The sequence below is a fragment of the Spirochaetota bacterium genome (assembly GCA_026415295.1).
GTDB lineage: Bacteria > Spirochaetota > JAAYUW01 > JAAYUW01 > JAOAHJ01 > JAOAHJ01.
In genome coordinates this window covers 23,967-35,894 of record JAOAHJ010000009.1, presented here as the reverse complement: position 1 = coordinate 35,894, position 11,928 = coordinate 23,967, and the positions used below count along the sequence as shown (strand labels likewise).

The 11,928-nt window shown below is 22.1% G+C and carries 12 protein-coding genes; 9 read left to right on the top strand and 3 right to left on the bottom strand.

Going from position 1 to position 11,928, the window contains the following annotated elements; all coding sequences use genetic code 11:
• The first annotated feature begins 18 nt into the window (after positions 1–18).
• From N3A58_02825 to N3A58_02785, 9 genes are all read left to right on the top strand, one after another.
• Positions 19–690, top strand: a complete 672-nt coding sequence (locus tag N3A58_02825) for a hypothetical protein (protein ID MCX8058332.1) — start codon at positions 19–21, stop codon at positions 688–690.
• Positions 691–724: 34 nt separating this feature from the next.
• Positions 725–1,285, top strand: a complete 561-nt coding sequence (locus N3A58_02820) for a LemA family protein (GenBank protein ID MCX8058331.1) — start codon at positions 725–727, stop codon at positions 1,283–1,285.
• 20 nt (positions 1,286–1,305) lie between these two features.
• A complete protein-coding gene (locus N3A58_02815; protein MCX8058330.1) occupies positions 1,306–1,803 on the top strand; it encodes an STAS domain-containing protein in 498 nt (165 codons plus the stop codon).
• A gap of 5 nt (positions 1,804–1,808) precedes the next feature.
• Entirely contained in the window at positions 1,809–2,519 is a 711-nt protein-coding gene (locus tag N3A58_02810) for a MazG family protein (protein ID MCX8058329.1), read from the top strand.
• On the top strand, positions 2,503–3,372 hold the full coding sequence (locus N3A58_02805; protein ID MCX8058328.1) for an MBL fold metallo-hydrolase: 870 nt from the start codon (positions 2,503–2,505) through the stop codon (positions 3,370–3,372). Before N3A58_02810 ends, N3A58_02805 begins: the two co-directional genes overlap by 17 nt.
• Positions 3,373–3,618: 246 nt before the next feature.
• Positions 3,619–5,004 (top strand): asparagine--tRNA ligase, encoded by a 1,386-nt coding sequence (gene asnS, locus N3A58_02800; GenBank protein MCX8058327.1) that lies wholly within the window; start codon positions 3,619–3,621, stop codon positions 5,002–5,004.
• Between the two features lie 165 nt (positions 5,005–5,169).
• Positions 5,170–5,895 (top strand): queuosine precursor transporter, encoded by a 726-nt coding sequence (locus N3A58_02795; protein MCX8058326.1) that lies wholly within the window; start codon positions 5,170–5,172, stop codon positions 5,893–5,895.
• A gap of 38 nt (positions 5,896–5,933) precedes the next feature.
• Positions 5,934–6,416, top strand: coding sequence for a hypothetical protein (locus tag N3A58_02790; protein ID MCX8058325.1), 483 nt, complete (start codon positions 5,934–5,936; stop codon positions 6,414–6,416).
• 15 nt (positions 6,417–6,431) lie between these two features.
• Positions 6,432–7,145 (top strand): hypothetical protein, encoded by a 714-nt coding sequence (locus tag N3A58_02785; protein ID MCX8058324.1) that lies wholly within the window; start codon positions 6,432–6,434, stop codon positions 7,143–7,145.
• 69 nt (positions 7,146–7,214) lie between these two features.
• On the opposite strand, the gene N3A58_02780 is transcribed toward N3A58_02785, so the two are convergent.
• The 3 genes from N3A58_02780 to N3A58_02770 form a co-directional block, all read right to left on the bottom strand.
• A complete protein-coding gene (locus N3A58_02780) occupies positions 7,215–8,414 on the bottom strand; it encodes a hypothetical protein (GenBank protein ID MCX8058323.1) in 1,200 nt (399 codons plus the stop codon).
• Positions 8,415–8,468: 54 nt separating this feature from the next.
• Positions 8,469–9,707 carry a hypothetical protein gene (locus N3A58_02775; GenBank protein MCX8058322.1) on the bottom strand — a complete coding sequence of 413 codons (1,239 nt, stop codon included), beginning with the start codon at positions 9,705–9,707 and terminating at the stop codon, positions 8,469–8,471.
• A gap of 115 nt (positions 9,708–9,822) precedes the next feature.
• Positions 9,823–11,895, bottom strand: coding sequence for a TetM/TetW/TetO/TetS family tetracycline resistance ribosomal protection protein (locus tag N3A58_02770; GenBank protein ID MCX8058321.1), 2,073 nt, complete (start codon positions 11,893–11,895; stop codon positions 9,823–9,825).
• Between the last annotated feature and the right edge of the window lie 33 nt (positions 11,896–11,928).

Below are 11,928 nucleotides of genomic sequence, written 5' to 3'. Positions count from 1 at the left end.
AATGATATGGAGTAAAATATGAAGATTGAAAAGAGAGAAAGATTAAAAAGAGTATTTATTGAAAATTTAATAAAAGAATTTAAAGATGTTAATTTAAAAGAAATAAGAGAAATAGAAAATGATTTCTTAATAATTATTTTTGAATTCTATAAATTTGAAAATAATAAAGTAATAAAAAAAGTTTTGAAATCTTATTTTAAATTTTATAAATTTTTTCCTTTAATAATTACAGAAGAATTTTTGAGAAATGGCATTGATGTTTATGGAGCAAGTATATTTTTTATCAAAAATTTATCAAAAAATATTTATGGTAAAAGTATTATAAATGATATTGAAATTGATAATAAATTAATAAGAGTTGAGATTGAGAGAGAATTTAGAAATTTAATATTTAATATTATAAATAAAAGTGTGTTAATAAGAAGTAAAAAAGAAAGTATTAAAATTTTAAAAAATACAATTAAAAACTATAATTTTATCTTTATTTCATTATTGTATTTATTAAATCTTGATTATTCATTAGATAGTTATGAAAATATTAGAAAATTAACAGAACATTATAACATAGAAGCTGGAAATAATATATTAAAAATCTTAAAAGAAAAAATAAATTTTGATGATATTAATTTTGTTCTGGATAATTTTTATATTTTTATTAATTATTTAATTGCTAAGGTTGATAAAATTTAATTATTTTAAATTATTTTTGAAAGAGGTGTAAATTATGAACAAAAATTATATTTTAATTGGTATCGTAATAGTTATTTTTCTTATGATTATTTCACTGATATCTACTTATAATTCAATAGTAAGACTTGATGAAGAAGTAAATGCAGCATGGGCTCAGGTTGATGTACAATTGAAAAGACGGGCTGATCTTATTCCAAATATAGTAGAAACTGTTAAGGGTTATGCTAATTTTGAAAAAGAGACATTGACTTCTGTTATTGAAGCAAGGGCGAAAGCACTTGGTGCTAAAACTATAGATGAAAAAATAGATGCTAATAATCAATTTGGCCAAGCCATTTCTAGGTTACTGGTTCTTGTAGAAAATTATCCAGATCTTAAAGCTAATGAGAATTTTAAGGCTTTGATAACAGAGCTTGAAGGAACAGAAAACAGAATATCTGTAGAAAGAAAAAGATATAACGATATCGTAGCAACATATAATAAAAAAATAAGACAATTTCCAATAGTTTTTTTTGCTAGAATGTTTGGGTTTACTCCAAAAAAATATTTTGAAATAACAGAAGAGGAAAAACAGGTCCCAAAAGTTAAGTTTTAATTATCTGTTTGGAAGTCATTATGGAAGAATTTTTTAAGATTGGTAAAATAGGAAATGATCTTTTAATTGTTTTACCTAAAGTTTCAAATTTTAAAATATCATTGGTTTTTAAAGAAACTATTGAAAACGAAAAAAATTATGAGAATCTTATTTTGATAATGTCAGATATAACATATATGGATTCTTCTTTTATAGGATCACTTGTACATATTAGCTTGAAAGTTAAAAACGAAAAAGCTAAAGTTCCAATAATTTATGGAAATAATTATGTTGAAGAAATATTTAAAAAATATTCTTTAACAAATTTGTTTATATTAAAAAAAGATATTATTGAATTTAATGAAGAAATTTTAAGAGAAGTAAAAAGTATAAATGATGATGAAATAAAATATCTTAAATCTGTTCTAAATGATCATAAAATTCTTTCAAGTCTTTCAGAGAAAAATTATGAAACTTTTAAATCTCTTATTGAATCTCTTGAAAAAGAGATAGAAAAAAGGAATAATAATGGTGAGTAGGCTTTATGGATTTATCTTGTTTGTCAAAAAAATTGAAAGAAATTGTAGATGTATTGAGATCTGAAAATGGGTGTCCATGGGATAAAAGTCAAACTATAAAATCTCTTTCACAATATATACTTGAGGAAGTTTATGAAGTATATGATGCAATGGAAAATAAAGATATAGAAAATTTGAAAGAGGAACTTGGTGATATACTTTCCCAAGTATATATGATATCGAGAATAGCTGAGGAAGAGGGTTTATTTTGCTTAGAAGATGTATATACAGGTATAATAGAAAAACTTTTTAGAAGGCATCCCCATGTTTTTGGAGATAAAAAAGCTTATTCATCATCAGAAGCTCTTAAATATTGGAATGAGAAGAAGAATGAAGAAAAAAAGAATAACAAAATTAGAGCATTACCAACATTAATTTATGCAATGAAGATTATTAATAAAAAAGGCTTAATTTATAATAAAAATATATTAAAACTAATTGATGATTTTAAAAAATTATCAAATAAATTCGAAATTTATTTAAATAAAACAATCGAAAATAATAAAAGAAATAATGATAAGGTAAACTTATTTAATGAAGAATTTGAAATGGTAATTGCAGAATTTTTATTTAAAATAATCTTAATAGCATTACTGATTGGTTTTAATCCTGATTTTGCTTTGAGAAAATATTTAGAAGAAAAATTTAGTGAAAGCGAAGATGATAAAGAATCTTAAAGTTTATAGATTTAATGAAGATGCACTTCCTCTTAGCAATAATGGAGAGCTAACTTTATATTTTCTAGGTTGTGGATCTGCTTTTGCAAAAACTTTATATCAAAATAATTTAGTGATTATTAAAGGAAATACATCCATTTTCGTTGATTTTGGTAATAGAGCTCCGGAAGCATTGGCTAAAGTTGAGCTAAATGTTTCAAATATTGATAATCTTATATTGACTCACTCTCATGCTGATCATATAGGTGGAGTAGAAGAGATTGCTTTAATGAATAGATATTTTTATAAAAGAAAACCTAGGCTTTACATAACTGAAAAATATAAAGATATTTTATGGAATGAATCCCTTGCTGGAGGATGTAAATATAGCGAAAAAAAAGAAGGAAAATATTTAGAAATAGAAGATTTTTTTGAAGTAGTATATCCAAAAAAAATAAAGCTTAATTATGATTTTAAAGAAGATAGGGATGTTTCAGAGATTGAGATAGGTAGTATAAATATAATTTTTTATAGAACAAAACATATTCCATCGGGATATAAAGATTTGAAAGATTTTCAAATTTCTTATGGTTTATTAATAGATAAAAGAATTATTTTTACATCAGATACAATTTTTGATAGTGAGTTATTAGATATTTTAGTTAAAAATTTTGAAATAGATGCTATATTTCATGATTGTCAATTTTTCCCTGGTGGAGTTCATGCTTCATATGAAGAACTTAAGACCTTATCTGATAATATAAAATCAAAAATATTTTTAATGCATTATGGAGATAATTATTCAACAATAATTCCTGAAAAAGATGGTTTTGCTGGTTTTGTTAAGCAAAATTTTTTTTATTCTTTTTTATAAGGTATTTTTATATCTATTTTAAATTTACAGTTTAAATGTAAATTTAAGTTATTGTTAATATATTTAATTTCTATATAATTAAACTAATATTTTATTTTTAATAAATTAAAATTTATCAAGTCTTTACATTAGTAAAATAAATTGTATACTTATTGTCGTGCATTAAAATATTATATTTCTTTTTAAATTTAAAAGAAAGTATTCTAAAAAAGTGATATTTTTTATGAATATTTGCGAGGAGAAAATATGATATATTTATCTATCAAGGAAATATTTAAAAAGGATAAAGAATTAAAAGATATTATTGTTAGAGGGTGGGTTAAGACAGTAAGAAATTTAAAAGATATTTATTTTATAGAACTTAATGATGGCTCCATTATTAATAATTTACAAATTGTTTGTGATAAAGAAGTTGAAAATTATGATTCTTTAAAAAATTTATCAACAGGGAGTTCTGTTGAGTTTATAGGAGATATATCATTATCTCCTGCTAAAGAGCAAAAATGGGAAATGAAAGGTAAAAAAGTAAAAATATTTTCTATTGCTGATCCTGAAAATTATCCTTTGCAGAAAAAGAGACACTCTTTTGAATTTTTAAGAACAATAACACATTTAAAACCTAGAACAAATACTTTTGGTGCAATAATTAGAGTTAGAAGTCATCTTGCATATGCAATTCATAAATTCTTCTATGAAAGAGATTTTTATTATATTCATACCCCAATAATAACAGGTTCAGATTGTGAAGGGGCTGGAGCAATGTTTCAGGTTACTACATTAGATTATGAAAAACTTTTAAAGGAAAAAAGAGAAATAGATTGGAAGGAAGATTTTTTTGGAAAAAAAACTTTTTTAACTGTTTCCGGGCAACTAGAAGCAGAAATATATGCTTGTTCTCTTGGTAAAGTATATACTTTTGGGCCAACATTTAGAGCTGAAAATTCAAACACAACAAGGCATCTTGCGGAATTTTGGATGATTGAACCTGAGATGGCTTTTTATGAATTGGAAGATAATATAAAACTTGCTGAAGAATTTATAAAATATATTATAAAATATGTAATTGAAAATGATAAAGAAGATATGGAGTTCTTTGATAAATGGGTTGCTAATGGGCTATTAAAGAAACTAGAAGATGTTATAAATAGTTCTTTTGAAGTTGTTGAATATTCTCAAGGTATTAAAATACTTGAAAATTCTGGAGAAAAATTTGAGTTTCCTGTACATTTTGGTGTTGATTTGCAATCTGAGCATGAGAGATATTTAACAGAGAAATATTTTAAGAAACCTATATTCTTAATTAATTATCCTAAAGAAATCAAAGCTTTTTATATGAAACAGAATGATGATGGAAAAACAGTAAGAGCAATGGATTTGTTGGTTCCACAGATTGGAGAGATTATTGGGGGATCACAGAGAGAGGATGATTATGATAAACTTTTGGAGGCTATAAGAAGATTTGGACTAAATGAAAGTGATTATTGGTGGTACCTTGATTTAAGAAAGTATGGTTCTGTTCCTCATTCTGGGTTTGGGCTTGGTTTTGAAAGATTAATTCAATTTGTTACAGGTATGTCTAATATAAGAGATGTTATTCCAATTTATAGAGTTCCTGGATTTGCAGAATTTTAAAAATTATTTACAAGATCTTGCTTTTAAATTTTTTATTCTATTGTAATTTTTGTATATATTAATAAGATCAAAATAATCTAATTCTGTTTGAATAGTTAGATTAAAACAGAGATAAATTATGAAATTTTAATTTATTTATATAAAATATATTTAATGGAGTTTTAAATGTTCTTAAAAAACATATTTGGTTTTAATGAACTTTTGTGGTTTATTTTTTTAATAACAGACCTTTCATTTTGTTTATTGTTATTTAGGTTTTTTGGTAAAAACGGACTATATTCTCTTATTGCTGCAAATATTATTCTTTGTAATATTCAAGTAACAAAACTTGTGAAATTATTCGGTGTAACTGTTACACTTGGAAATATATTATATGGTTCAATATTTCTTGCAACTGATATACTATCCGAATATTATGGGAAAGATGAAGCTAAAAAAGCAGTTTATTCTGGATTTTTAATTTTAATTTTCATGACATTTACTTTTCAGATAACTTTATTATACAAGCCTGATCCTGCTGACCTTGTTCATAATTCTATGAAAAACATTTTTTCTTTTATTCCAAGAATTGCTATTGGTTCACTAATAGCATATTTAGTATCACAAATACACGATGTTTGGGCTTTTCATTTTTGGAAAAATTTAACTAAAGGGAAAAAATTGTGGATAAGAAATAATTTTTCTACTATGGTTTCTCAAGCTATAGATTCTTTCATTTTTTGTTTTATTGCTTTTTATGGTATTTATGAAAAAGGTGTTTTTATTCAGATTTTATTAAGTACATATTTAATAAAATTTTTAGTTGCTCTATTTGATACCCCTTTTATATATCTTTCAAAAATTATAAGCAGAAAAGTTAATGATATAATGATTCAAAAAGAGAGCATTTAATATATTTTTTTAATAGAATTTTTAAATGAGGAAGAATAATGAAAAAAAAGTATTATTATTATGTTGTATTTTTATTTTTTGTAATATTATTTTTTTCACTCTTTATAAATATTTCTTCTTGTAAATTAAAAAATAAGGGGGGTGATGAAAGTTTACTTGTTGGAGATGATGAAGGAGAAAAAATATTTATAGTTGAACAAAGTGATCAATATCAAAATATTAATTGGGATGAAGAGATGAAAAAACTTCAAGGTATAGGTAAAATACCTGATGTTCCTACATATTGTACTATTATAGCAATTATTGCTATTGAATTAAGAAAAGTTGAAGATGAAATTTTAGCAAAGAATATTTCTCAGGAAGAAAAAAATAATCTTATGTTAAAGAAAAGAGATGAATTATTAAAATATTTTAATATTTCTCAAGAAGAACTTGATGATTATTATGAAAAAAACAAAGTAATGATTGAAAACTTTATTATAACTCATAATGCTTTTAGGAAGGCTATTGAAGTAGAGTAGAAAGTATAAAAATATATGAAAAAAACTTTATTAAATACATTATATCTAATTTTTATTTTATTATGTTTTTTATATCTTTTCTCTTGTAATACAGTAGGAACAGCAGTCAAAAGAGAAAAAAGTTTTGAAGAAAAGATAAAAGAAACTCCCATTTTGGCTTTATTTTATGTTTCTGAAATTGAATATAGAGGTTTTCTTGTTATTGAAAAATCTAGCATTCCAGAAATTAAACCTGGCTCATATGATTTTTATTTAAAATATTTAAAAAATAATTTTATTAAATTAAGTCTATATATTAAATTTTTATCTAAGGAAGTGGAGATATTGCACTTTGAGTATAATTTTCTGAAAAATGAAGGTTTTTATATTTTTATGCAAGAAGGACTTAAAAAAATAGACCAAAATTTTTTTTATGAACTAAATTTATCTCCTGAAATTTTTATCTATTTTATTAATAATATCCTATTATTGTTTTCTGATGACCAGAAGGATATTATTAAAGTTAAGGAAGGAAATTTTGTTTATAATGAATTTGAATTTGAATTAAAAGAGAAGAAAATTCAAAAATCTAGAATTGAGATTTTTATGTATTATTTTTATTTTAATTATTGTGATTGGAGAAATTACGATATTTTATATTATCCTCAATTAATAAAATATGATTTGAGTGGTAAAATATTTGGTTCTATTATAATTTCAGAAGTAAATTATAAAATAACTAAAGATTGAATAATAAGAAATAATTTTAAAATTATAAAAGTTTTGTTAATATTTTTAGTTAGTTAAAAAATTAAATAACTAAAAATTGAAATTAAATGATAATTCTAAATTTAATCCTAATTTTTCAATATTTTTGTCATAAACTATCTGTTTAATACAGAAGTAAAAAGTTTTAAACTTTATTCCAATTCCAAAATTAATTCCATATTCAGGTTCTGTTCCTAATACTTTCATTAAAAGAAATCCAGAATATAAAAAAATTGATTTTGATTTTATATAAAAAGATAACCCTAATAAATCAAAATAGGAAGTATTTAAGTAGGGAAATAGAATGAGGACATTATTCTTAAATAAATAATAATGATTTTGAGTAAAGAAAACAGCAATATTATAATAAAATTTTTGTTTAAATAAATTGAAATAAAAATCTTCATGATTTATATTAAAAGATATTCCAAATGGTGTTGCTTTAGATGTCTGTATATTTTCATATGTAATTTTATCATTGCTAATATCTGAAATATTAATAAAAAAATAAATTTCAATAAATGGTATTTTAATAGAAGTTTCAAAAGAAATTAATAATGGGATATAAAATTTTTCAGAAGTTTTATCAAATAAAAATATTGAAGAAATTTTAAATATTAAGAAATTTATTATTAAATTTTCAATAATATAATTATCATTAATATAATATATATTATTTGAAAAAAGATCAGTATTAATTCTTAATAAAAAATAATTTCTTTTTATTTCTAGAGGTAAATTGCCTTCATAAAAATTATGAAAGAAGTGATTATTTTCTATAAATGAAAGGTTATTGCTTTTTAATCCATTCTCAAACTCAATATTAAACGAATCAAAAATTAAAACATTATTAAATTCAAACAATCTTATTTTATAATATACTTTTTCTATATAGATATTAAAAGTGAAATTATTTAAATAAATGTTATTAAAAAACAGATATGACAATAAATTTCTGTTAAATATTGTCTGAATTTCAAAATATAAAATCTTGCTATTATAAACCAATGAATTATAGATAGAAAAATTAAATTTTAAATAGTTAAAATCGAAGTTTACTTTAGTTATAGTAATAAAGGAGAAGTAATAGAATAATTTATCTATATTACTTAAATAGTTAAAGCTAATATTTTCTGAATTAGCAAATGCATTAATAGAAAAAATAAAATTTATTATGATAAAAATTATTGATAAGATAATTAAATAATATTTAGAAATATGAATATTGTTAATAATTTCTTTTTTTTGCATTTTTTTCAAATATAAATTTTTAAAATAAAATTAAATATTTTAGTAAAAAGTTTATTAAAAAGTTGTTTTAATTCCAACTCTCAAATATGTACCATTGTATAAATTGTGATTGCAAATTGGAATTAAATCTGAAAATGAGATAAAGAAAGGATAAATCTTTAATTCAGAATAGAAATCTACGAATATAGTATTAAATTGGTTATCTAACTCAAAAGCATAGAAGGGAATTAGGACAATGTGAAGAAAATTTAGTATTTCTATAGATATTTCTCCACCAAATCTTCTATAATTTTTAAGGTTTAATTTGATAGCATTTGATAATCTATCAGAAATAAAAGATATAGGATTATAAATATTCAATGAATCAAAAAATAGTGATAATTTGGAATTAATTTTTATATTAAAAATGTTAAATGAAAATTTGTAACTACTTTTTACTGCAAAATCAACATATGAATTATTTTGATTATTGTTATTATAGTTTATTAATTGAGCAAATCCATATATATAAAAATTTTTAAATAGTGCGAGTGCTTGAAAATAGATTAGACCATCAAATTTTGGAGGTGAATTTTTAATTGGAGGAGAAACTATAGATGCATTTATTTTTAAAATATCAATAAGATCGAGATTAATATAAATGAAAATAGAATTTGTTGAAAGATAGTAAATATTCAAATCTATTAAATTAAATTTTAGATTAAGATTTATAAATGTCTTATTAATAAAAATATTGGACATACCATAATAGCCATTTTCGAATTCTGTGTCTATTAAAGAATTATAAAGTAAATCTTGTCCAAATGATAAATTTATTTTTAATAAGTTAATGTTTAATAGATTTGATATATTTAAATTATAAATTAATTTATTAATATAGATGTTATTTAAAACAAGGTTGTTACTTAAGTTATTTAAATATATAACATTATCTTCAGTTGAAAGGTTAAAGTCAAAATATAAAGTTGAGAAGGAAGAAAAATAGTATTGATATTTAAAATTCAAAATATAGTAGTATAGAAATAGATTATTTGGCAAATAAATATTTGAATTGTAATTGTGATAATTAAATCTAATGTTTGTCCAGAATGAAATTGAAAATTTGGATTTAGAGAGTTCATTTATCTTTTTTATAATGTCTTCTAAAGTATAAATTTCATTGTATTCTGAATCCTGTGCTAAAACATTTAAAACAAAAATTTGAAATAGAAAAAATAAAATAAAAATAAAATATGAAAAATAAAGTATATATTTAAAATTTAAATTTATTTTAGGTATACAAAATTTTTTCATAATTATCCTCATTTAGAAACTATAATATTATTATAATTTAATTATTAAAATTATCAATCTAAAAATTTAAAAAAATAAAAAATAGTAAAATATATTAAAACTTTGCAAATAAAAATTACTGAGATTTTTCATAAGAGTTAAATTCCATAGAAAAAGTTCCTTTGCCAGATGTCAAAGATCTTAAAATTGTGGAATATCCAAAAAAGTTTTTTAAATAACCCATTGCTTTAATAACTTTATAATTTGTTTCTTCGATTATATCTTCAAGTGAAATGATATTATTGCTCCTTTTTAATAAATCATTATAAACTTCTGAAAAATGTTCATAAGGGCAGACTACTTCAATTTTCATATATGGTTCTAATAAAACTGGCCCAGATTGTTCTAGTATATTAATTAGAGCTTTATTAATAGTTTCTTGAAGTATAATTTCAGAATTTTCTTTATTATCTATACTAACTTTTTTTATTGTTATTTTAACACCAAATAAAGGATATCCGAATTTTATGCCTGAAAGAAAAATTGATTGTATTATACTATCAATGAAAGGGTAATAGTTTTGTGTTAAATTTTTATCATCAATAGAATAGGAGTTTGAATTATTAGGAGATACTTCTATTTCAACTTCACATTTTAATAAAACACCTTTAATTTCTTTCTTTAAATTAAATGATATGCTATTTGTTTTTGAAATTGATTCTCTATAATTTATTAATGGTGTTCCAACTTTTGTTTTTATCTTAAATTCATTTTCAATTCTATGTTGAATTATTTCTAGATGAAGTTCACCCATGCCAGAAATGATAATTGTTGCTGTTGATTCATCTAATTTAAATTTAAAAGAAGGGTCTTCATTTTCAATTATTTTTAATATATCTATTAATGGATAAAAATCTTTTATAGAAAGAGGTTCTATTCTCATTGAAATCACAGGATCAATAAAATCTTTTTTATTGAAAATTATATCTTTTCTATCAGATGAAAATGTATAAAAAAGGTTTAAATATTTCGAACCAATTATGCAAATAATATCTCCTTCTTCACATCTATCTATTTCATTCTTTTTATTTGCATGAACTTTATATAAATGAGGTAATCTGTCAAATTCTTTTATATCTGGTATATATATTTTTTGATTTTTCTCAAAATGACCATTGTAAATTCTAGCAAAGAAAATTTTACCTGCTTGTTTATCATAAATAATTTTAAAAATGTAACCAAGGGAAATATTTTGAGGAATTTCTATAAAAGTATTTTTATTAATATCAAGGACTTTTGGCTTTAAAATATTATATTCTGGGGCAAAAAGAACTATGCCATCAAGTAGGGAGTGTATTGCAATATTTTTGTATGCTGACCCACAAAAGACAGGGAAAAGTTCCCTATTTATACAAAGTTTATATATTTCATCTACAATTGCTTCATAATTTTGTCCAATGATAGAATAATTATCTGGTTGGTTTAAAAAATGGTTTAATATTTTTTCACTTTTTGAAGATAAAGTATCAATAAAATATTGTAAAAAAAAGTTTATATCATCTTTAAAAATGAAATCTTTAACATTTTGTAAGACTTTATTGTTATCAAATGTAAGAAAATTATTTATAACATTATATCTATCACCTTCTAAATTTATATTATATATATAAGCATTATTATCTAAAATATTATAGACCCCTATAAATTTATCATCCTTAGTGTAGAGTGGTATTGTAATCGGAATAAAATATTTATTAAATTTATTAAGTAAAGATTCGAATGATTTTGTAAAGTTAGATGTGTTTCTATCCATTTTGTTAATAAAAACAATAAGAGGTATGTTGAGTTTTTTACATAGATTGTATAGAGTTTCAGTCTGAGCTTGGACATGTGAAGTGCCACATATAACTAAAATACAACAGTCAACCACAAACAAAGATTTTCTAACTTCTTCAATAAAATCAATATGGCCTGGAGTATCTATTAAGTTTATAATTGAATCTTTCCATTGAAAGGAAGTAGCTGCAGATATAATAGTAATACCTCTTTCTTTTTCTTCTTCTAAATAATCAAGCTCAGTTGTTCCTTCATCAACGGAACCTATTTTATGAATTTTCCCAGAATAATATAAAAATCTTTCAGAAAGTGTAGTTTTACCTGCATCAATATGAGCAATAATTCCTATATTCTTAATACTTTTTGCTTTCATAATTTTAAATTCTAAATTTTTTTATATTAAAAA

Coding starts and splice junctions, on each gene's coding strand:
- N3A58_02810 (MCX8058329.1), top strand. CDS start 1,809: ATGGATTTATCTTGTTTGTCAAAAAAATTGAAAGAAATTGTAGATGTA.
- N3A58_02775 (MCX8058322.1), bottom strand. CDS start 9,707: ATGAAAAAATTTTGTATACCTAAAATAAATTTAAATTTTAAATATATA.
- N3A58_02770 (MCX8058321.1), bottom strand. CDS start 11,895: ATGAAAGCAAAAAGTATTAAGAATATAGGAATTATTGCTCATATTGAT.
- N3A58_02815 (MCX8058330.1), top strand. CDS start 1,306: ATGGAAGAATTTTTTAAGATTGGTAAAATAGGAAATGATCTTTTAATT.
- N3A58_02795 (MCX8058326.1), top strand. CDS start 5,170: ATGTTCTTAAAAAACATATTTGGTTTTAATGAACTTTTGTGGTTTATT.
- N3A58_02785 (MCX8058324.1), top strand. CDS start 6,432: ATGAAAAAAACTTTATTAAATACATTATATCTAATTTTTATTTTATTA.
- N3A58_02825 (MCX8058332.1), top strand. CDS start 19: ATGAAGATTGAAAAGAGAGAAAGATTAAAAAGAGTATTTATTGAAAAT.
- asnS (MCX8058327.1), top strand. CDS start 3,619: ATGATATATTTATCTATCAAGGAAATATTTAAAAAGGATAAAGAATTA.
- N3A58_02820 (MCX8058331.1), top strand. CDS start 725: ATGAACAAAAATTATATTTTAATTGGTATCGTAATAGTTATTTTTCTT.
- N3A58_02780 (MCX8058323.1), bottom strand. CDS start 8,414: ATGCAAAAAAAAGAAATTATTAACAATATTCATATTTCTAAATATTAT.
- N3A58_02790 (MCX8058325.1), top strand. CDS start 5,934: ATGAAAAAAAAGTATTATTATTATGTTGTATTTTTATTTTTTGTAATA.
- N3A58_02805 (MCX8058328.1), top strand. CDS start 2,503: ATGATAAAGAATCTTAAAGTTTATAGATTTAATGAAGATGCACTTCCT.